The organism is Zobellella denitrificans, assembly GCF_002407485.1.
GTDB lineage: Bacteria > Pseudomonadota > Gammaproteobacteria > Enterobacterales > Aeromonadaceae > Oceanimonas > Oceanimonas denitrificans.
In genome coordinates, this window is record NZ_CP012621.1 from 1,993,591 (window position 1) to 2,013,400 (window position 19,810).

Sequence of the window (19,810 nt, forward strand, 5' to 3'; positions counted from 1 at the left end):
ATGCAATCCTGGTTCCGTCCCCTGGCCATTGCCGTGGCCGCCAGCCTGCCCCTGGTGGCGCAGGCCAATGATCGTCTGTCCGTCTACGCCTGGGCCGAATACCTGCCCGACAGCGTGCTGACCGACTTCACCAAGGAAACCGGTGTCAAGGTGGATTACGCCACCTTCGATTCCAACGAAGCGCTCTATGCCAAGCTGAAGCTGCTGCAGACCAGCGGTGCCAGCGAAAGCTACGATCTGATCTTCCCCTCCAGCTACATGCTGAGCAAGATGGCCCGGGAAGGCATGCTCCAGCCGCTCGACAAGAGCAAGCTGCCCCATTTTGAGCAGCTCGAGCCGAGCCTGCTGGATCGGGAGTTCGATCCGGGCAACCGCTTCAGCGTGCCCTACGCCTTCGGCAGCACCGCCATCGCCATCAACCGGGACGAGCTGGCCGACGCCGAGGTGGACGCCTGGGCCGATCTGTGGGACAGCCGCTGGCAGGGTCAGCTGATGCTGACCGACGATATCCGCGAGAATTTCCAGATGGCGTTGCTGACCCTGGGCCATTCCGCCAACAGCAAGGACGCGGGCGAGATCAAGGCCGCCTACGAGAAGCTGCAGGCGCTGAAGGACAACGTGCTGCTGTACAACTCCGACAACCCGCGCATGCCCTACGTGACCGGCGAAGCGTCCATTGGTCTTATCTGGAGTGACCAGGCCTACAAGACCCAGCAGGACGGCATGAACCTGGAATATATCTATCCGGAAGAAGGCGCCATCTTCTGGGTGGACAGCGCCGCCATTCCGGGCAACGCCAAATCGGTGGACGCCGCCCACCAGTTCATCGACTTCCTGATGCGCCCGGAAATCGCGGCGCGCATCATCGAGGAGCTGGGCATAGCGGTACCCAACCAGGGTGCCAAGGCCCTGCTGCCCGCCGAGGTGGCCGAAAACCAGGTGCTGTTCCCGAGCGGCGAGACCGTGGCCAAGGGCCACTTCCAGGACGATCTGGGCGACGAGGTGCTGGCCGTCTACGAAGAACACTGGGTACGGCTGCGCGCCAACTAAGGAGCCGCCCTCTTCCCCATAAAGACCAAAGCCCGCATCATGCGGGCTTTTTGCTATTTTTTCCTGCCCGCCAGCAGCTCTTCCACATAGCGGCTGACCATCTGCGTGGCCGGGCCGTAGCGGTGTTCGTCGAAGTGGTTGTTGACCAGGCTCGGCTCCAGGTTGATTTCCACCGTATGGGCGTTGTGCATGGCCGCCTCGTGCACGAAGCCGGCCGCCGGGTAGACGTTGCCCGAGGTGCCGATGGCGATGAACAGGCTGGCTTCGCTCAGGGCCTGGTAGATGCGATCCAGCAGCAACGGCATTTCGCCGAACCAGACCACATGTGGCCGCAAGGGCTCGGGAAACTGGCAACAGTGGCACAGATCCGTACTGTGCAGCGGGCCGGTCCAGGCTACCGTCTGATTGGAGCGGGGACAGCGCGCCTTGAGCAGTTCACCGTGCATGTGCAGCACATGGCGGCTGCCGGCCCGCTCGTGCAGATCATCGATGTTCTGGGTCACCAGGGTCACCCGCTCCGGCCACTCGGCCTCCAGCCGGGCCAGGGCCTGGTGGGCGGCGTTCGGCGCTACCGTCTGCAGCAGCGCCCGGCGGGCGTTGTAGAAGCTGTGCACCAGCTCGGGATCCCGCTGGTAGCCCTCGGGGGTGGCCACGTCCTCGATGCGATGCTCCTCCCACAGGCCGTCACTGGCCCGGAAGGTCCTGATGCCCGATTCGGCCGAGATGCCGGCCCCCGTGAGGATAACGATATTGCCTTTGCGCACTGAGGCACGCCTCTGCTGGATGAACTTGTGATTAGGCTAACAGCTTGCCGGCCCCGGAGCCAATGCTGCCTTAGTCTAACCAGCAAAAAGCCAGGCAAGGTGCCTGGCTTTGAAGGGTTATTCCGAGTTGTTGAGCAGCGTTGCGTTTTCCACCCTGGCCTTGAGTTTCTGGCCGGGGCGGAAGGTGACCACCCGCCTGGCCGAAATGGGAATGTCCTCCCCGGTCTTGGGATTGCGCCCGGGGCGCTCTCCCTTGTTGCGTAATTCAAAATTGCCGAAACCGGAAATCTTGACCTGTTCACCCTGCTCCAGCGCGCTGCGGATCTCTTCGAAAAACGCTTCGACCATCTCCTTGGCATCGCGCTTGCTCATGCCAAGCTCGGTGAACAGATGCTCTGCTATATCGGCCTTGGTTAACGCCATACGCTCAATCCCTCAAGGAAGCATTAAACTCGTCGGAAAGGGCGGATACGATGCGCGCCACCGTATCGGCGATTTCCTTCTCTTCCAAAGTCCGTTGGGTATCCTGCAACACCAAGCTGAGCGCCAGGCTCTTCTTGCCATCGGCAATACCTTGTCCTTGGTAGACGTCAAACAAGTTTAAGCCAACCAATTGATCTCCGCCAACTTTCCTAACCAAATCAAGGATATCGCCGGCGGCGGTCGACTGTTCCACCACCAGGGCCAGATCCCGGCGGTTGGCCGGGAAACGGGACACTTCCCCGGCCTCGGGCACGGCCCGCTCGGTGAGGGCCGAAAGCTCCACCTCGAACACATAGGCCTGGGACTTGAGGCCCAGCTTCTTCAGCAGGCTGGGATGCAGGGCGCCGAGCAGACCCACCTGGCGGCCGGCCCGCTGCAGGGCGGCGGACTGGCCCGGGTGCAGGGCCGCGATGTCGGTGCGCACGAAACTGAAGCTCAGTTCGTCGGCGCCGAGGGCCAGCAGGCTTTCCAGATCGCCCTTGAGGTCGAAGAAATCCACTCCCCTGGCGGCCATGTCCCAGTGCTCGTCGACCACCGGGCCCAGCAGCAGGCCGGCCAGCACCGGGGTCTGGCGCACGCCGTTTTCGGCGGACTCGTCGGGGATGAAGGTCAGTCCCTGCTCGAACAACCGCAGCCGCGACTGCTGGCGGTTCTGGTTGTAGACCGCCGCCTGAACCAGCCCCGGCCACAGGGACACCCGCATGGCGGACATGTCGGCGGCGATGGGGTTGGGCAGCACCAGGGGCGCCATCTCGGGGAACAGCAGCCGCTGCTGCTCCGGATCCACAAAGCTGTAGGTGATGGCTTCCTGGTAGCCCAGATCCACCAGGGCGTCCTTCAGTCGGTTGAGCGGCAGGTTCGCCTCCCGGTGGCGGGACATGTCGAGCCGGGCCTGGGGCGCCACGTTGGGAATGCGGTTGTAGCCGTAGATGCGGGCCACTTCCTCGATCAGATCTTCCTCGATGGCGATGTCGAAGCGGTAGCTCGGCACTTCCACCTGCCAGTCGTCGCCGGTAGGAGTGATGTCCAGCCCCAGGCGGGCCAGCATATCGGTCACCTGGGTGGCGGGAATGTTAATGCCCAGCAGCCGGGTCAGCTTGCCGTGGCGCAGGGTGATGCTGTTGCGCGCCGGCAGGTGCGCCTCGGACACCGCCTCCACCACCGGGCCGGCCTCGCCACCGCAGATGGCCAGCAACAGCGCGGTCGCCCGCTCCATCACCTTGTGCTGCAAGCGGTAATCCACACCCCGCTCGAAGCGGTGGGAGGAATCGGTGTGCAGGCCGTAGCTGCGGGCCCGGCCGGTGATCGACAGCGGGCTGAAGAACGCGCATTCCAGCAACACGTCCCGGGTGTTTTCATTCACCCCGGTGGCCTCGCCGCCGAAGATGCCGGCCATGGCCACGGCCTTGGACTGGTCGGCGATCACCAGGGTATCGCCGTTCAGGCTGACTTCGTTGCCGTCGAGCAGGGTCAGCTTTTCGCCCTGCTCCGCCTGGCGCACCACGATGCCACCGTCGAGCCGGGCCAGGTCGAAGGCATGCATGGGCTGCCCCCACTCCAGCAGCACGAAGTTGGTGATGTCCACCACCGGATCGATGCTGCGGATGCCGCAGCGGCGCAGTTTTTCCTGCATCCACAGGGGCGTCTCGGCCTTGACGTCGATGTTCTTCACCACCCGCCCGAGGTAGCGCGGGCAGGCGGCCGGGGCGTCCAGCCGGATCTCGACCTTGTCATCGATGCTGGCCGGTACCATTGGGATCTCGGGCCAGTTTACGTCCTGCTGGTTCAGCACGCCCACTTCCCGGGCCAAGCCGGCCAGGCTCAGGCAGTCGGCCCGGTTGGGGGTCAGATCCACCTCGATGATGGCGTCGTCGAGGTGCAGGTAATCACGCACCCCGGCACCGATGGGCGCATCGGCGGGCAGTTCGATGATGCCATCCGAGTCCACATCCATGCCCAGTTCGCTATAGGAGCAGAGCATGCCGTGGGAGGGCTGGCCGCGCAGCTTGGCCTTCTTGATGGTGAAGTCGCCGGGCAGCACGGCGCCGACCACGGCCACCGCCACCTTCAGGCCCTGGCGGCAGTTGGGGGCGCCGCAGACGATGTCGAGCAACTCGTCGCCGCCCACGTCCACCTTGGTCACCCTGAGCTTGTCCGCATCCGGGTGCTGGCCACATTCGACCACCTGCCCCACCAGTACCTGGCTGAAGGCACCGGCCACCGGGGTGATGTCGTCCACTTCCAGCCCGGCCATGGTGATCTGCTCGGCAAGAGCCTCGGCATCCAGACCGGTATTGACCCATTCATCCAGCCATGATTTTGAAAATTTCATTATTGCTCCTGCCGCTTACCGGAATTGCTTGAGAAAACGCAGATCATTTTCGAAGAAGGCGCGCAAGTCGTTGACGCCGTAACGCAGCATGGTCAGGCGCTCGACCCCCATGCCGAAGGCGAAGCCGCTGTAACGCTCGGGATCGATGCCCACGGAACACAACACATTGGGGTGCACCATGCCGCAGCCCAGCACTTCCAGCCATTTGCCGTTCTTGCCCATCACGTCCACTTCGGCGCTGGGCTCGGTAAAGGGGAAGTAGGAGGGGCGGAAACGGATCTGCAGATCCGCCTCGAAGAAGTTGTTGAGGAAGTCGTGCAGCACGCCCTTGAGGTGGGTGAAGCTGACGTTCTCGTCCACCAGCAGGCCTTCCACCTGATGGAACATGGGGGTGTGGGTCTGATCGTAGTCGTTGCGGTAGACCCGGCCCGGGGCGATGACGCGCAGGGGCGGTTGCTGCTGTTCCATGGTGCGGATCTGCACGCCGGAGGTGTGGGTGCGCAGCATCAGCGCCGGGTTGAAGTAGAAGGTGTCGTGATCGGTGCGGGCCGGATGGTGTGCCGGGATATTGAGGGCGTCGAAGTTGTGGAAGTCGTCCTCGATCTCGGGGCCTTCCGCCACCTGGAAGCCCAGCTCGCCGAACAGGGATTCGATGCGGCGGATGGTGCGGGTCACCGGGTGCAGGCCGCCGGCCGACTGGCGGCGCCCGGGCAGGGTGATGTCCAGGGTCTCGGAGGCCAGCTTCTGGTTCAGCTCGGCCAGTTGCAGCGCGTCGCGCTTGCTATTGATGGCGTCGGTGACCGCCTGTTTGGCGTGGTTGATGGCCTGGCCGGCGGCGGGGCGTTCTTCGGCCGAGAGCTTGCCCAGGGCCTTGGACTGCTCGGTAAAGATCCCCTTCTTGCCCAGATAGTGGACCCGGATTTCATCCAGTTCGACGGCGTTGGCGGCAGCCTGGATCTCCGCCTGTGCTTTGACGATCACGTCTTCCAGCTGATCCATGTGTTCCTCGTACTTGCCCGCCTTGGCGGACGCTAAATAATGTGAAAGGCCTTGATAATAAAGGAAATGCCCCTTTTCCGCCACCACTGGGCCGGCCGGGGGCCAACAAAAAAGGAGGCCGGAGCCTCCTTTTTCATCATTATCGCGCAGCGACTTAAACCAGGGCTTCTTTGGCTTTGGCGACCAAAGCGGTGAAGGTGGTCTTGTCGTGTACGGCGATGTCAGCCAGGATCTTGCGATCGATTTCAACGGAGGCTTTTTTCAGGCCATCGATGAAGCGGCTGTAGGACAGACCGTTCTGACGGGCCGCCGCGTTGATACGGGCGATCCACAGCTGACGGAACTGACGTTTTTTCTGGCGGCGGTCACGATAGGCATATTGACCGGCCTTGGTTACGGCCTGGACGGCAACGCGATAGACGCGCGAACGGGCACCGTAGTAACCTTTGGCCTGCTTCAGTACTTTCTTGTGACGAGCGCGGGCAGTAACACCACGTTTAACTCTTGGCATTGTTCACTCTCCTCTTAAGCGGTCGGCAGCATGGACTTGATCTGGGCGACGTCGGACGCAGCGACCAGACACTTGCCGCGCAGCTGACGCTTGCGCTTGGTGCTTTTCTTGGTGAGGATGTGACGCAGGTGGGACTGCTTGCGCTTGAAGCCACCGGAGCCGGTTTTCTTGAAGCGCTTGGCAGCGCCCTTGTTCGATTTCATTTTCGGCATAAAAACTCCGCATTGTTAATAACAACAAACAGCAAGGCGAGCCGGGCAACACCGTTGCCCGGCTACTTGCAGGGCCTTACTGTTTTTTCTTCGGGGCCAGCACCATGACGGCCTGACGCCCTTCCAGCTTGGGAAAGGCCTCGACCAGGGCCAATTCGTCCAGATCCGCCTTGATGCGGTTGAGCAAATCGAACCCGAGTTCCTGGTGCGCCATTTCACGGCCGCGGAACCGCAGCGTGACCTTGGCTTTGTTGCCCTCTTCCAAAAAGCGAATCAGGTTGCGTAGTTTTACCTGATAGTCGCCCTCATCGGTACCGGGCCGGAATTTGATTTCCTTGACCTGGATTTGTTTCTGCTTTTTCTTTTGTTCCTTGGTAGCCTTGCTCTTCTCGTAGAGGAACTTGCCGTAATCCATGATACGGCAAACGGGCGGCTCGGCATTGGGACTGATTTCCACCAGATCTACGCCTGCGGCGGAGGCGGCTTCGAGTGCCTCATTGATGGACACTATGCCCAGTGCTTCGCCTTCCAGGCCGACCAGACGGACTTCTTTCAGTCGGATTTCTTCATTCAGTCGGTTGCGAGGAGCAGGTTTGCCCCCTTTTTTAGCGCCTTTTATAACCTATCCTCCACTGTGTTCTTGCCGCGGGTCCGGATCTCCTGCTGAATCAGCCGGGTCAACGCTTCTACATCGAAGGTGCCGAGATCCTGTCCTTTCCGGGTACGAACCGCTACTTGGCCGGCTTCGACTTCTTTATCGCCGCAAACCAGCATGAAAGGTACCCGCTTCAGAGTATGCTCGCGGATTTTAAAGCCTATCTTCTCATTTCTCAAGTCCGCTTTGGCCCGAATGCCAACATTATTCAAACTGTTAGCGAGATCGCGGGCATAGTCGGCCTGATTGTCGGTAATATTGAGCACCACCACCTGGGTGGGGGCCAGCCAAGTCGGGAACAGGCCGGCGTATTCTTCGATCAGGATACCGATGAACCGCTCGATGGAACCCAGGATGGCGCGGTGGATCATGACCGGTACGTGACGGTCGTTGTCTTCGCCCACATAGCTGGCACCCAGCCGGCCCGGCAACGCGAAGTCGAGCTGGACGGTGCCACACTGCCAGGCCCGGTTCAGGCAGTCGTGCAGGGTGAATTCGATCTTGGGTCCGTAGAAGGCACCCTCCCCCGGCTGCAGCTCATAGGCGATGTCGTTGGCCTTGAGCGCTTCTTCCAGGGCCAGTTCCGCCTTGTCCCAGATCTCGTCGCTGCCGATGCGCTTTTCCGGCCGGGTCGACAGCTTGACCGCGATATTGGTGAAGCCGAAGGTACCGTAGGTGTCGTACACCATGCGGATGCAGGCGGAGACTTCTTCCTGGATCTGCTCTTCGGTACAGAAGATGTGGGCGTCGTCCTGGGTAAAGCCGCGTACCCGCATCAGACCGTGCAGGGCGCCGCTCGGCTCGTTGCGGTGGCAGCAGCCGAATTCCGCCATGCGCAGGGGCAGATCCCGGTAGGACTTGAGGCCTTGGTTGAAGATCTGCACATGCCCCGGGCAGTTCATCGGCTTGATGGCGTATTCCCGGTTTTCGGAGCTGGTGGTGAACATGTTTTCGGCGTACTTGTCCCAGTGCCCCGACTTCTCCCACAGCACCCGGTCCATCATGAAGGGGCCCTTGACCTCCTCGTAGCCGTATTCCTTGAGCTTGTCGCGCACGAAGTGCTCCAGCTCGCGGAAGATGGTCCAGCCGTCGTGGTGCCAGAACACCATGCCCGGCGCCTCTTCCTGCATGTGGTAGAGGTCGAGCTGCTTGCCTATCTTGCGGTGATCGCGCTTGGCCGCTTCTTCCAGCTGGGTCAGGTAGCCCTTGAGCGCCTTCTTGTCGGCCCAAGCGGTGCCGTAGATGCGCTGCAGCATCTTGTTCTTGGAATCACCCCGCCAGTAGGCGCCGGATACCTTCTGCAGCTTGAAGTGCTGGCAGAAGCGCATGTTGGGCACGTGCGGCCCCCGGCACATGTCGATGTACTCTTCGTGGTGATAAAGCCCCGGCTTGTCGTGCTGGCTGACGTTCTGATCCAGGATTTCTATCTTGTAAGGCTCGTGCCGACGGGCAAAGGTGTCGCGCGCTTCCTGCCAGCTGACCTTTTTCTTGACTACCGGGTACTCGGTCTTGGCCAGCTCCAGCATGCGGGCTTCCAGCTTCTCGATGTCTTCCTCGGTCAGGGTGTGATCCAGATCCACATCGTAATAGAAGCCGTTGTCGATCACCGGCCCTATGGCCATCCTGGTCTGCGGCCACAGCTGCTTGATGGCGTGGCCCAGGAGGTGGGCGCAGGAGTGGCGGATGATCTCCAGGCCATCCTGATCCTTGGCGGTGATGATGGCCAGGGTGGCGTCGTGGTTGATGAGTTCGCAGGCATCCACCAGTTCGCCGTCTACCCGGCCGGCGATACAGGCCTTGGCCAGGCCGGCGCCGATGTCCTGGGCCACGTCCAGCACGGTCACGGGGTTGTCGAAATGGCGCTGGCTGCCATCGGGAAGAGTAATTGTCGGCATGCAATGTCCTTAACAGTGGTGCACCCTACCAAAGTGCACATGTAGTGTGTGAAAGGGGAAAAAGGGTCTACCGCCCCGACCATCTGGCTTTACCTTGCCAGTCTGGCGCGCCTTATGGTGCTACCCGGCGGCACAGGTCGGGGACTGCAGACTCTAGCAGAATCGGCCGATGGCCGCCATGGTTGCGTCACCCGCCCTGCCGTTCGGCCTTGTGCTTCAGCTGGATAAAGCGGCTGTGGGGAATGTAGAGCAGATCGGCAACCTGGCGGATCACCGCTTCCTCCAGGGGATCCAGCCGCCCATCGGTAAAGGCGATCAGCCAGAGCGCGTGCAGTATGGCCTCGCGTTGCCCGATCGGCAGCGTCTTGAGACGGGAGGTGAATTCGTAGAGGGACACCGCCTCCTGCTGCTGGGCCCGGCCCTGCTCCAGCCAGTCGTGCACTTCCCTCTGGCTCTGCCCGAACAGGCGGGCCAGCAACTGCTCCATGCGCTGCTGCTCAGGCCCGCTCGCCTCGCCATCGGCCAGCATCACCTCGGTGAGCAGGGCAGCCACGGCGACCTCTTCACTGAGTGCGATGGGCGCGGCCGGGCGGGTACCCTCAAACCATTTTTTTATCTTGTTTATCATGGTGTCTCCTATTTTGGGCCCGGTGGACTTTGCCGCGGCCGGCATGGCCTATACTGTTGACAAAACAAGCGTCAGCGGAGGCGTTATGTGGCAAGTGATCGCCAGTCAGATCTCGGAAGCAACCGGCAGCGACTTCCATATCCTGGATAAAAAGCCACTGTCCGGGGGGGATATCAATCAGGCCTTCCGGATTTCCGACGGCCACGACAGTTACTTCGTCAAGTTAAATGACCGCGCCCGGGTGGATATGTTTCGCTGCGAATGGAACAGCCTGGAGCACCTGCTGCGTACCCAGACCCTGCTGGTACCCAGGCCCATCTGCTGCGGCACCACCGTCAGCAGCAGCTTTCTGGTGCTGGAATACCTGAGCTTAAGCGACGCGGACGAGCAGGACTGGCATATGTTCGGTCGCCAGTTGGCTCATCTCCATCAGAGCCACAGCCAGCCCATGTACGGCTGGGACGAAGACAATTTCCTCGGTACCAGCGTGCAGCCCAACGCCTGGCACAAGAAGTGGTCGACCTTCTTCGCCGAACAGCGGGTCGGCTGGCAGCTGAAATTGCTCGAGGAAAAGGACATCCGCTTTGGCGATATCGAGGAAATCGTCGGCGCCATCAAGCTGCGCCTGGCCAATCACCATCCCCGCGCCTCCCTGTTGCACGGTGACCTGTGGCGTGGCAATCTTGCCTTCAGCGAGCACATGGGGGTGCTGTTTGACCCCGCCAGCTATTTCGGTGATCGGGAGACGGATATCGCCATGACCGAGCTGTTCGGCCAGCTTCCCCATGCCTTCTACCAGGGGTACAACGCCGTCTGGCCACTGGAGGAAAGCTATGGCGAACGGCGCGAGCTCTACAACCTCTATCACCTGCTCAATCACGTGAACCACTTTGGCGAACCCTATATCGATGAAGCCAAAGAGTGCCTTTATCGGGTCGTAGCCAGTTAGGAGACTTTATGCCCCACCCCGTGGTGTTGATTACCGGCGCCGCCAAGCGCATCGGTGCCGAGATGGGCCGCTTTCTGCATCAAGCCGGCTATCGGCTGGTTCTGCACTATCACCACAGCGAACAGGCAGCGGCCAGCCTGGCCCGGGAACTCAACGAACTCAGGCCCGGCAGCGTTCAGCTGTTGTACCAGGATCTGACCCGGCTCGATGAGCTCAAGGACATGGCCGATCGGGCGCTGGGCTGCTTCGGGCGCCTCGACGGTCTGGTCAACAACGCTTCCGCCTTTTATCCCACCCCTTTCGGTGAGGCGACGCCGGCCCAGTGGCAGGAGCTGTCCGCCACCAATGCCGCCGCCCCCTATTTCCTGACTCAGGCCCTGGCCCCGGCGCTGAAGCAGAGCCGGGGCGCCATCGTCAACATGATCGACATCCATGCGGAAAAGGGGCTGCAGCACCACCTGCTGTACAGCATGGCGAAAAACGCCCTGGCGACCCTGACCCGGAGCCTGGCCGTCGAGCTGGCCCCCCAGGTGCGGGTCAACGGCATCGCCCCCGGCGCCATCATCTGGCCGGAGCACGAACTGAGCGACGAGCAAAAGCAGCGGGTACTGGCGTCCATCCCCATGGGCCGGCTGGGCGAACCCCGGGAAATCGCCGAGACCGCCGCCTTTCTGCTGAATGGCCCCGGCTACCTGACCGGCCAGATCATCGCCCTGGACGGTGGTCGCTCCTGCCGGGGACTTCCCGAGGCCTGAGCCCTGACACGAGGACAAGCCCATGCGTGACTATTTCGAGCAAACCATTGTGTGTCCCCACTGCGGGCATCATACCCGCATCGTGGTGGACGCCTCCGACGGCGACCAGGACTACTATGAGGACTGCCTGGCCTGCTGCAACTCCATGCACATCATCGTCAAATGCAATCAGGAAACCGACGAGGTGGAAGTGGTCGTGGATGCGGATGACGAGCAGTATTTCTAAACCGGGCGATGTCGGGCCTGATACTTGTATGTTGGCATAATATTATCGAGATGCCATCACCCGCTCCACCGTGTCCACTATCGCCTGGGTCTGGGGATCTATCTCGATATTGACTCTCTGCCCCGGTTGGATGGTGCCCATATTGGTCCTGCTCAGGGTTTCGGGGATCAGGTGCACGGCAAAGCGATCGGCCCGCACCTCGCCCAGGGTCAGGGTCAGGCTAATGCCGTCGATGCCGATGTAGCCCTTGCTAAAGACGTATTTGGCAAGCTCCCCGGGCAGGGAAAACCAGAGGCTGGTGTTGGTCTCGCTCTGCTGGCGTTCCAGTAGCTCGCTCTGGGCCATGATGTGTCCGGACATGGCATGGCCACCGATCTCGTCGCCAAAGCGCGCCGCCCGCTCCAGGTTGACCCTGTCCCCCACCTCGAGCCGCCCCAGGTTGGTCACCCGCAGGGTTTCCGCCATCAGATCGAAGCTTACCCGGTCACCCTCGATGCGGGTCACGGTCAGGCAGCAGCCATTGTGGGCCACGGAAGCCCCCAACGCCAGCCCGGGCAGCAAGGCAGCCGGCAGCCGGACCACATGGGTGCGAAAATCGGTTTTGTCGATGATTTCAAGTACAGTTCCCTGCCCTTGCACAATTCCGGTAAACATAGTTCTTATCCAATATTTAAAAGCAGTTGAAGATACTGGGAAAATGCCACGAAGCAGGCTATATTGCCAACATCTGCCGATCTTCCCTGAGCCTTCCTCTCCCAGCGGACCCGAGAATCCGTGAGTCGGCAGCGAGCCGTCCCCATCATAAATGCCGAGCGAGAACCATCAGATGGCGCTGAAGCCCTATTTTTCCGAAACCCTGCACCTGCTGCGGCTGTGCGGCCCCATACTGGTGGCCCAGGTCGCCCAGACCACCATGAGCTTTGTCGATACCGTCATGGCCGGCCAGGTCAGTGCCACCGACATGGCGTCGGTGGCGGTGGCCACCAGCTTCTGGCTGCCGATCATCCTGCTGGTACAGGGCGTGGTGATGGCGTTGACCCCCATCATAGCGCAACTCAACGGTGCCCGTCGCCATGACGAGGTGGCCGGCGCCGTGCACCAGGGCTTCTGGCTGACCCTGCTGGTGATGGTGCCCACCGGGCTCGCCCTCTATTACTCTCCCCTGGCACTGCACTGGATGAATGTGGAGCCGGTGCTGGCCGAAAAGACCACCGGCTACCTGCACGGCATCCTCTGGGGCATGCCGGCCTATGCCCTCTACCAGGTGCTGCGCAACTTCAGCGAAGGCCTGTCCCACACCCTGCCCACCATGGTGATCGGCTTTATCGGCCTGGCGGTCAACGTGCCGGCCAACTATGTGCTGATCCACGGCAAGTTGGGCCTGCCGGCCCTCGGCGGCGTGGGCTGCGGCTATGCCTCGGCATTGGTGTTCTGGGCCATGCTGCTGGCCATGGTGATCTATACCCGCCGCTCTTCCCTGCTGCGGCGCTTCACCGTCTTTGCCACCATAAGCGCGCCGGACTGGCAGCAGATCGGCCGCATTTTCCGCCTGGGCTTTCCCATCGCCATGGCCATTTTCTGCGAAGTCACCCTGTTCACCGTGGTGGCCCTGCTGTTGGCACCATCGGGATCGGAAGTGGTCGCGGGCCACCAGATCGCCATCAATTTTTCCAGCATGGTATTCATGCTGCCCCTCAGCCTCGGCATGGCCCTGACCATTCGGGTCGGCCACCGCCTGGGCGAGGGCGGCGCCCGCCAGGCCAGGGTCGCCAGCATCGCCGGCCTGGTATTCGGCTGCTCGCTGGCGGTGTTCACCGCCCTGGCCACCATACTGGGCCGGGACTGGATAAGCGGCATCTATACCGACAACGCGGGCGTGCTCGAACTCGCCGCCAGCCTGCTGCTGCTGGCGGCCCTGTACCAGATCTCCGACTCGGCCCAGGTCATCGGCGCCGCCGCCCTGCGGGGCTACAAGGACACCCAGGTGATCTTCTACATCACCCTGGTGGCCTACTGGCTGTGCGGCCTGCCCGTGGGCATGGTGCTGGGCCTCACCGACTGGCTGGTGCCGGCCATGGGCCCGCACGGCTTTTGGATCGGTTTTCTGGTAGGCTTATCGGTAGCGGCATTCCTGTTGATCTGGCGGTTGCGCATTATCTATGAAAGGGTGGAAAAACGCAGTCGGGCTGCTCTGCCTCTGGTTGACGGCCTGTAACCCCCATAACGAGCTGGAGCGGCACTTCCAGACCTACCTGGCCCGGGTGGCCAATGTGCTGGAGGTTTCGCCGCCGCGCCTGACCCCGCCCGATCCCCTGCCGGCCCTGCCGCCCCAGCGGACGCTGCAGCAACAGCAGCAACGGGTCACCGCCGGCCTGCTCGATACCCTCAAGCTCGGCGAGTGCCGGCTGCTCGGCCTGGTCGGGGAACACAACAGCCCGGTGGGCAAGAGCCAGAGTGCGGCCGCCATGCTGCTCTATCACCTGCAATTCCAGCAGGGGCTGCACGACTGCCTGGCCCGGGCCAAGGATCCGGCCCTGCAGGACTGGCTGAGCGAGGTCGAGTCCCTGAAGGCACCGCTGCTGCCCGGCTACCACTGGAACATGATGGTGGCCGAGCCGGAAATCCGCGCCGCCCTGATGCCCCGCGCCCGGACCCTGCGCTTCGCCCAGCAGGGCGGCTACCAGGAAACGGTGGCGGCCTTTACCCTGTTCGACCGCCTCCACCGCCAGGCCCGGGGCCTGGCCGAGCCGGCACCCCTCACCGTCCGGGAACTTAACCTGGCGCTCAGCGGCCTCTACGACAACGATTACCTGGGGCAGCTGTTCTATTCCCTGCACAGTGCCGCCCACTACCTCGAGCAGAGCATCGGGTTCCTGCAGCAGTTGGAGCGGTTCGACTGCGGTCCCCGGGGCCGGGACCAGGCCGAGCGGCTGCGCAACGCCATGCAGCACTACTATATCAGGGACATCCAGGCCTACTTCAGCCAGCTCGATCGCCAGTTCGTGCAGCTGGCTCCCCTGCTGGAGCGCACCCTGAATCCGCCAGTGCCAGGCAACGACCAACTGGCCGAGTACCGCCGCCACTTCGCCCTGGGGCTCGACAGCCGGATCTATCGCCGCTATCGGGAGCTGACCCTGGAACATGCCCGGCTGTGGCAACGCTTCCTGGCCCGGTGCGATATTTCGCCGACTTGAACAATAGTTCTCCATCCGTTTGTTCAACAAGAAAAAACGCTTGCCCCTGCCCCCGCCCTTGGCTAGTATACGCAGCGCCTGAAGGCGGCCTGCGTTCTTAGCTCAGTTGGTTAGAGCACCACCTTGACATGGTGGGGGTCGGTGGTTCGAGTCCACTAGAACGCACCAGTTCAGCCGCGACAGCAATACAATGCGTCCTTAGCTCAGTTGGTTAGAGCACTACCTTGACATGGTAGGGGTCGGTGGTTCGAGTCCACTAGGACGCACCAGATTACAGTGCAAAGATTTTGCGTTCTTAGCTCAGTTGGTTAGAGCACCACCTTGACATGGTGGGGGTCGGTGGTTCGAGTCCACTAGAACGCACCAGTTACTGAACCTGCCTCGCGCAGGTTTTTTTGTGCCCGCCTTCCTGGCTTCTCCGGTTATGTCTAGCCCGCTCAAACTGAACATTGAAACGACGTGATTTTTAAACCTTAACACTTTGATCACACTGTCTCCCGATACGGTACCTTGCCGACCGCAGACCACCCGAATAACGGAGAGACCCATGAATCATCAGAGTTTGGCCGCCCACTGGATGCCCTTCACCCCGAACAAGGGCTTCAAGACACAACCGCGCATGCTTACCGGCGCCAAGGGCATGTACTGGACCACGGACGATCAGCGCCAGGTGCTGGACATGACCGCCGGCCTCTGGTGCTGCAATGCCGGCCACGGCCACCCCCATATCGCCGAAGCCATCGCCCGGCAGGCCAGGACCCTGGATTACGCCCCCTGTTTCGGCTTCGGCCATCCCCTCTCCTTCGAGCTGTCGGAGCGCCTTGCCGCCCTGGCCCCGGGCAACCTGAACAAGGTGTTCTATACCAACTCCGGCTCAGAATCGGTGGAAACCGCCCTCAAGATGGCGCTGGCCTATCACCATGCCCGGGGCCAGGGTGGCAAGCAGCTGTTTATCGGCCGGGAGCGAGGCTACCACGGCGTCAACTTCGGCGGCATCTCGGTGGGGGGCATCACCAGCAACTACAAGGCCTTTGGCCAGTGGCTGCCGGTGGATCACCTCTCCCATACCCAGGATCTCGCCCTGAACGCCTTCTCCCGCGGCCTGCCGCTGCACGGCGGGGTGGACATGGCCAACGAGCTGGAGCGGCTGATCCGGCTGCACGATGCCAGCCGCATCGCCGCCGTCATCGTCGAGCCCATCACCGGCGCCGGCGGCGTGCTGCCGCCGCCGGCGGGTTATCTCAAGCGCCTGCGCGAGATCTGCGACCGGCACGACATATTGCTGATCTTCGACGAGGTGATCTGCGGCTTCGGCCGGACCGGCGAAGCCTTTGCCAGCCAGACCTTCGACGTGTTGCCCGACATCATGACCACGGCCAAGGGCCTGACCAACGGCGCCGCCCCCATGGGCGCGGTGTTCGCCGGCGATCATATCTACCAGGCGGTGGTGGACGAAGGCGGCCCGGGGGTGGAATTCTTCCACGGCTATACCTATTCGGCCCACCCGCTGGCCTGCGCCGCCGCCATGGCCACCCTGGATATCTACGAGCAGGGCGGCCTGCTGCGCCGGGGCGCCCAGGGCGGCGACATCGCCAGTTACTTCGAGCAGGGCCTGCACAGCCTGAAAGGGTTGCCGGGGGTCATCGATATCCGCAACTATGCGCTGCTCGCCGCCGTCGAGTTCGAGCCGTTGCCGGGCAAAGCCGGCGCCAGCGGGGCCATGATCCAGTCTGCGGCCTGGGAGCAGGGGGTGATGCTGCGTGCCCTGGGGGATGCCGTCGCCATGTCGCCGCCGCTGATCATCGAAAAGCACCATGTGGACCAGACCGTCGGCATACTTGAACAGAGCATCCGCCGGCTCTATGGCTGAAAAAAGCGGGCTGCCCAGGCAGCCCGCTTTTTGTATGTTGGCATAACAAGTGGGTCAGGCGACCAGGGCTTCCAGGCTTTGCCTGGCCTGATCCAGGCCCGCCTTCTGCGCGTCCTCGCCCATGTTCAGGGCTTCCGCATAGACGAACTCCACCTCGGTGATGCCGATAAAGCCCAGCACGGTGCGCAGATAGGGGGTGATCAGGTCGGTGGGGCTGTCCTTGTGCATGCCACCACGGGTGGTCACCACCACCGCCTTCTTGCCTTTCACCAGCCCTTCCGGCCCCAGCTCGGTGTAACGGAAGGTGACGCCGGCACGGCAGACCAGATCGATCCAGGCCTTGAGCTGCACCGGGATATGGAAGTTGTACATGGGCGCGGCGATGATCAGGGTATCGGCAGCCTGGAGCTCTTCCACCAGCCCGTCGGACAGCGCCAGCAGGGCCTGTTGTTGCTCGCTGAGCTGATCCCCTCCCCGCAGGGCCATGGCACCGGCTCCGTCCAACATCGGCAACGGTTCAGCGGCCAGGTCCCGGATCTGTACCCTTTCGGCACCGGCTCGCTCGATCATGTAATCTATCAGTTTTGCTGACTGCGAATATTCACCCAGAATGCTGGACTTCAGTACCAGTGTCTTGCTCATGTGACCACTCCTGTTTCTGTAAATTCGTGCTGAACTAACATCTTGCTGTCATAACAGGCTGCCATGCTCAGCGGATGGGGTCACTTTAGGGCAAGGTAGGGGCGGGAGAAATCGGAAATTAACGCACAACAAATTCAAAAAATTTGAATTTAATGACGACAATCAAAGCTCGTTTACGTAAACGTAATATCAAGCTTGTGGTTTTATAACAAAAAAGAAAACCCTCGCAAGCGAGGGTCAAACAAACGGAAACGTGCTTAAACAGAGCTACGCATCATACCTAACAAGTTGCTGAATTTAGGCTGGAGCAATTGGCTAGACCTTGATGCCCTTTCAATCTAACCGGGCGCAATTGTGAAGTCAACGTAAAAAAATCACAAACCGTTTAACTGAGCAGCAAACGAACAGCTTGGTTACGCTAACGTAAAGGTTATTCCCTATTGACGTTTCACCCTCCCGCTCCCCCGTCTCGGCTTCATCTTGCTTGCGGCCATCCGAGCCGCAAAACAAGATTCAAGTGAGACAACCCCCAATTGGGAGCTGTTTCGCAAAATCTTCGATTTTTCTGAGCGTTACACAAGCGTATTGGCGCAATCCTGTCTAACCTTTCAATAAAGGACTGAAAGATGTGTGCGCAAGGCTCTTTCTTCTTAATGCAATAACGCAAGATGTCGGAGCCGGGATTTATGGGGGACAATATCATGGGTATCTTCGAGCACTACCAAACGCGCTATGAAAAGGCCAAGGAAGAAGAGTACAGCCTGCAGGAGTTCCTGGACATGTGCCGGGAAGACAAGGCGTGCTACGCTTCCGCCGCCGAACGGCTGCTGATGGCCATCGGCGAGCCGGAAATGATCGACACCGCCCAGGTGCCGAGGTTCAGCCGGCTGTTCTCAAACCGGGTCATCGCCCGCTACCCGGCCTTTGCCGACTTCTACGGCATGGAAGACAGCATCGAGCAGATCGTTTCCTACCTGAAACACGCCGCCCAGGGGCTGGAAGAGAAGAAGCAAATCCTGTACCTGCTGGGTCCCGTGGGGGGCGGCAAGTCCTCCCTGGCCGAATGCCTCAAGTCACTGATGCAGAAGGTGCCCATCTACCGGCTCAAGGACTCGCCGGTCAACGACCATCCCTTCTGCCTGTTCGACACGGAAGAAGACGGCCCCATACTGGAGCAGGAATACGGTATCCCGCGCCGCTACCTCAGGCCTATCATGTCGCCCTGGGCGGTCAAGCGCCTGCACGAATACGGCGGCGACATCACCCGCTTCCGGGTCGAGAAGGTCTATCCGTCGGTGCTCGACCAGATCGCCATCGCCAAGACAGAGCCTGGCGACGACAACAACCAGGACATCTCCGCCCTGGTGGGCAAGGTGGATATCCGCAAGCTTGAGCATTACGCCCAGAACGATGCCGACGCCTACTCCTACTCCGGCGCCCTGTGCCGGGCGAACCAGGGCATGATGGAATTCGTGGAAATGTTCAAGGCACCGATCAAGGTGCTGCACCCCCTGCTCACCGCCACCCAGGAAGGCAACTACAACAGTACCGAGGGGCTGTCCGCCCTCCCCTTCGAGGGCATCATCCTGGCCCACTCCAACGAATCGGAGTGGCAGCACTTCAAACACAACAAGAACAACGAAGCCTTCCTCGATCGGGTCTATATCGTCAAGGTACCCTACTGCCTGCGGGTCACCGAAGAAGTGGAGATCTACAAGAAACTGCTGACCAACAGCGAGCTCGCCCGGGCCAAGTGCGCGCCCGGCACCCTCGAAACCCTGGGCCAGTTTACCGTGCTGTCCCGTCTCAAGGAGCCGGAAAACTCCAGCATCTATTCCAAGATGCGGGTCTACGACGGCGAAAGCCTGAAGGACACGGATCCCAAGGCCAAGTCCTACCAGGAATACCGGGATTACGCGGGCGTGGACGAAGGCATGACCGGGCTGTCCACCCGCTTCGCGTTCAAGATCCTGTCCCGGGTATTCAACTTCGACCATGCGGAAGTGGCGGCCAACCCGGTGCACCTGTTCTATGTGCTCGAACAGCAGATCGAGCGGGAGCAGTTCCCGCAGGAAGTGCACGACCGTTATCTGGAGTTCATCAAGGGTTACCTGATCCCCAAATACGTCGAGTTCATCGGCAAGGAAATCCAGACCGCCTATCTGGAGTCCTACTCCGAGTACGGCCAGAATATCTTCGACCGTTACGTCACCTACGCGGACTTCTGGATCCAGGACCAGGAATACCGGGATCCGGAAACCGGGCAGCTGTTCGACCGGTCCGCGCTCAATGCCGAGCTGGAAAAAATCGAGAAGCCGGCGGGCATCAGCAACCCCAAGGACTTCCGCAACGAAATCGTCAACTTCGTGCTGCGGGCCCGGGCCAACAACGCCGGCAAGAACCCCAACTGGACCAGCTACGAGAAGCTCAGGACCGTTATCGAGAAGAAGATGTTCTCCAATACCGAAGAGCTGCTGCCGGTCATCTCCTTCAACGCCAAGACCAGTGCCGAGGAGCAGAAGAAACACGACGACTTCGTCGCCCGCATGATGGAAAAAGGCTACACCCGCAAGCAGGTGCGGCTGCTGTCCGAGTGGTACCTGCGGGTGCGTAAATCAACCTGACGGAAGGATTTTGGGGGAGTG

At 61.3% G+C, this 19,810-nt stretch carries 19 protein-coding genes and 3 tRNA genes; 11 read left to right on the forward strand and 11 right to left on the reverse strand.

Annotation, left to right across the window (positions count from 1 at the left end):
• The gene (locus tag AN401_RS09445) at window positions 1–1,050 is read left to right on the forward strand and encodes an extracellular solute-binding protein (RefSeq protein WP_094038215.1); all 1,050 of its coding nucleotides are present in this window, start codon (window positions 1–3) and stop codon (window positions 1,048–1,050) included.
• 53 nt (window positions 1,051–1,103) lie between these two features.
• Here AN401_RS09445 and cobB read toward each other — a convergent pair whose 3' ends face one another.
• The 9 genes from cobB to AN401_RS09490 all read right to left on the reverse strand — a co-directional run bounded on the left by cobB (window position 1,104) and on the right by AN401_RS09490 (window position 9,529).
• A complete protein-coding gene (gene cobB / locus AN401_RS09450) occupies window positions 1,104–1,814 on the reverse strand; it encodes a Sir2 family NAD+-dependent deacetylase (RefSeq protein ID WP_094038214.1) in 711 nt (236 codons plus the stop codon).
• Window positions 1,815–1,931: 117 nt separating this feature from the next.
• Window positions 1,932–2,237 carry an integration host factor subunit alpha gene (ihfA, locus tag AN401_RS09455; RefSeq protein WP_094038213.1) on the reverse strand — a complete coding sequence of 102 codons (306 nt, stop codon included), beginning with the start codon at window positions 2,235–2,237 and terminating at the stop codon, window positions 1,932–1,934.
• Window positions 2,238–2,241: 4 nt separating this feature from the next.
• On the reverse strand, window positions 2,242–4,629 hold the full coding sequence (gene pheT / locus AN401_RS09460) for a phenylalanine--tRNA ligase subunit beta (RefSeq protein WP_096779178.1): 2,388 nt from the start codon (window positions 4,627–4,629) through the stop codon (window positions 2,242–2,244).
• A 15-nt stretch (window positions 4,630–4,644) separates the two neighbouring features.
• Window positions 4,645–5,628 (reverse strand): phenylalanine--tRNA ligase subunit alpha, encoded by a 984-nt coding sequence (gene pheS, locus AN401_RS09465; protein ID WP_096779179.1) that lies wholly within the window; start codon window positions 5,626–5,628, stop codon window positions 4,645–4,647.
• Window positions 5,629–5,782: 154 nt separating this feature from the next.
• The gene (gene rplT / locus AN401_RS09470) at window positions 5,783–6,139 is read right to left on the reverse strand and encodes a 50S ribosomal protein L20 (RefSeq protein WP_094038210.1); all 357 of its coding nucleotides are present in this window, start codon (window positions 6,137–6,139) and stop codon (window positions 5,783–5,785) included.
• Window positions 6,140–6,153: 14 nt separating this feature from the next.
• Window positions 6,154–6,351, reverse strand: a complete 198-nt coding sequence (rpmI, locus tag AN401_RS09475; protein ID WP_014292509.1) for a 50S ribosomal protein L35 — start codon at window positions 6,349–6,351, stop codon at window positions 6,154–6,156.
• A 76-nt stretch (window positions 6,352–6,427) separates the two neighbouring features.
• On the reverse strand, window positions 6,428–6,970 hold the full coding sequence (gene infC / locus AN401_RS09480; protein WP_094038209.1) for a translation initiation factor IF-3: 543 nt from the start codon (window positions 6,968–6,970) through the stop codon (window positions 6,428–6,430).
• Complete coding sequence (gene thrS / locus AN401_RS09485) at window positions 6,967–8,901, reverse strand: threonine--tRNA ligase (protein WP_096779180.1); 1,935 nt, start codon at window positions 8,899–8,901, stop codon at window positions 6,967–6,969. The genes infC and thrS overlap by 4 nt, the downstream gene beginning before the upstream one ends.
• Window positions 8,902–9,088: 187 nt before the next feature.
• On the reverse strand, window positions 9,089–9,529 hold the full coding sequence (locus AN401_RS09490; RefSeq protein WP_096779181.1) for a tellurite resistance TerB family protein: 441 nt from the start codon (window positions 9,527–9,529) through the stop codon (window positions 9,089–9,091).
• Window positions 9,530–9,614: 85 nt separating this feature from the next.
• Between AN401_RS09490 and AN401_RS09495 the strand changes: the two genes are divergently transcribed.
• From AN401_RS09495 to AN401_RS09505, 3 genes are read left to right on the forward strand one after another with little or no spacing between them, the layout of a single operon-like run.
• On the forward strand, window positions 9,615–10,478 hold the full coding sequence (locus AN401_RS09495) for a fructosamine kinase family protein (protein WP_094038206.1): 864 nt from the start codon (window positions 9,615–9,617) through the stop codon (window positions 10,476–10,478).
• Between the two features lie 8 nt (window positions 10,479–10,486).
• A complete protein-coding gene (locus AN401_RS09500; protein WP_096779182.1) occupies window positions 10,487–11,233 on the forward strand; it encodes a pteridine reductase in 747 nt (248 codons plus the stop codon).
• A gap of 22 nt (window positions 11,234–11,255) precedes the next feature.
• Window positions 11,256–11,459, forward strand: coding sequence for a CPXCG motif-containing cysteine-rich protein (locus tag AN401_RS09505; protein WP_094038204.1), 204 nt, complete (start codon window positions 11,256–11,258; stop codon window positions 11,457–11,459).
• A 42-nt stretch (window positions 11,460–11,501) separates the two neighbouring features.
• On the opposite strand, the gene AN401_RS09510 is transcribed toward AN401_RS09505, so the two are convergent.
• The gene (locus AN401_RS09510) at window positions 11,502–12,113 is read right to left on the reverse strand and encodes a riboflavin synthase subunit alpha (protein ID WP_096779183.1); all 612 of its coding nucleotides are present in this window, start codon (window positions 12,111–12,113) and stop codon (window positions 11,502–11,504) included.
• A gap of 178 nt (window positions 12,114–12,291) precedes the next feature.
• On the opposite strand from AN401_RS09510, the gene AN401_RS09515 reads away from it, so the two are divergent.
• From AN401_RS09515 to AN401_RS09540, 6 genes are all read left to right on the forward strand, one after another.
• Entirely contained in the window at window positions 12,292–13,674 is a 1,383-nt protein-coding gene (locus AN401_RS09515; protein ID WP_198401898.1) for an MATE family efflux transporter, read from the forward strand.
• The gene (locus AN401_RS09520; protein ID WP_096779185.1) at window positions 13,619–14,653 is read left to right on the forward strand and encodes a DUF3080 family protein; all 1,035 of its coding nucleotides are present in this window, start codon (window positions 13,619–13,621) and stop codon (window positions 14,651–14,653) included. The genes AN401_RS09515 and AN401_RS09520 overlap by 56 nt, the downstream gene beginning before the upstream one ends.
• Before the next feature lie 91 nt (window positions 14,654–14,744).
• Window positions 14,745–14,821 (forward strand) — tRNA-Val (locus AN401_RS09525).
• A gap of 24 nt (window positions 14,822–14,845) precedes the next feature.
• Window positions 14,846–14,922 (forward strand) — tRNA-Val (locus AN401_RS09530).
• A gap of 20 nt (window positions 14,923–14,942) precedes the next feature.
• Window positions 14,943–15,019 (forward strand) — tRNA-Val (locus AN401_RS09535).
• A gap of 181 nt (window positions 15,020–15,200) precedes the next feature.
• Window positions 15,201–16,523 (forward strand): aspartate aminotransferase family protein, encoded by a 1,323-nt coding sequence (locus AN401_RS09540; RefSeq protein ID WP_096779186.1) that lies wholly within the window; start codon window positions 15,201–15,203, stop codon window positions 16,521–16,523.
• Window positions 16,524–16,577: 54 nt separating this feature from the next.
• On the opposite strand, the gene AN401_RS09545 is transcribed toward AN401_RS09540, so the two are convergent.
• A complete protein-coding gene (locus tag AN401_RS09545; protein ID WP_096779187.1) occupies window positions 16,578–17,165 on the reverse strand; it encodes an FMN-dependent NADH-azoreductase in 588 nt (195 codons plus the stop codon).
• 701 nt (window positions 17,166–17,866) lie between these two features.
• On the opposite strand from AN401_RS09545, the gene AN401_RS09550 reads away from it, so the two are divergent.
• The gene (locus tag AN401_RS09550; protein WP_094038236.1) at window positions 17,867–19,789 is read left to right on the forward strand and encodes a PrkA family serine protein kinase; all 1,923 of its coding nucleotides are present in this window, start codon (window positions 17,867–17,869) and stop codon (window positions 19,787–19,789) included.
• Window positions 19,790–19,810 lie beyond the last annotated feature (21 nt).

Bases quoted from the DNA above. Each gene is read 5' to 3' on its own strand.
- AN401_RS09500 (WP_096779182.1), top strand. From the start codon at position 10,487: ATGCCCCACCCCGTGGTGTTGATTACCGGCGCCGCCAAGCGCATCGGT.
- AN401_RS09505 (WP_094038204.1), top strand. From the start codon at position 11,256: ATGCGTGACTATTTCGAGCAAACCATTGTGTGTCCCCACTGCGGGCAT.
- AN401_RS09445 (WP_094038215.1), top strand. From the start codon at position 1: ATGCAATCCTGGTTCCGTCCCCTGGCCATTGCCGTGGCCGCCAGCCTG.
- pheT (WP_096779178.1), bottom strand. From the start codon at position 4,629: ATGAAATTTTCAAAATCATGGCTGGATGAATGGGTCAATACCGGTCTG.
- AN401_RS09520 (WP_096779185.1), top strand. From the start codon at position 13,619: ATGAAAGGGTGGAAAAACGCAGTCGGGCTGCTCTGCCTCTGGTTGACG.
- AN401_RS09550 (WP_094038236.1), top strand. From the start codon at position 17,867: ATGGGTATCTTCGAGCACTACCAAACGCGCTATGAAAAGGCCAAGGAA.
- ihfA (WP_094038213.1), bottom strand. From the start codon at position 2,237: ATGGCGTTAACCAAGGCCGATATAGCAGAGCATCTGTTCACCGAGCTT.
- AN401_RS09545 (WP_096779187.1), bottom strand. From the start codon at position 17,165: ATGAGCAAGACACTGGTACTGAAGTCCAGCATTCTGGGTGAATATTCG.
- AN401_RS09540 (WP_096779186.1), top strand. From the start codon at position 15,201: ATGAATCATCAGAGTTTGGCCGCCCACTGGATGCCCTTCACCCCGAAC.
- AN401_RS09510 (WP_096779183.1), bottom strand. From the start codon at position 12,113: ATGTTTACCGGAATTGTGCAAGGGCAGGGAACTGTACTTGAAATCATC.
- rpmI (WP_014292509.1), bottom strand. From the start codon at position 6,351: ATGCCGAAAATGAAATCGAACAAGGGCGCTGCCAAGCGCTTCAAGAAA.
- AN401_RS09490 (WP_096779181.1), bottom strand. From the start codon at position 9,529: ATGATAAACAAGATAAAAAAATGGTTTGAGGGTACCCGCCCGGCCGCG.
- thrS (WP_096779180.1), bottom strand. From the start codon at position 8,901: ATGCCGACAATTACTCTTCCCGATGGCAGCCAGCGCCATTTCGACAAC.
- AN401_RS09495 (WP_094038206.1), top strand. From the start codon at position 9,615: ATGTGGCAAGTGATCGCCAGTCAGATCTCGGAAGCAACCGGCAGCGAC.
- pheS (WP_096779179.1), bottom strand. From the start codon at position 5,628: ATGGATCAGCTGGAAGACGTGATCGTCAAAGCACAGGCGGAGATCCAG.
- rplT (WP_094038210.1), bottom strand. From the start codon at position 6,139: ATGCCAAGAGTTAAACGTGGTGTTACTGCCCGCGCTCGTCACAAGAAA.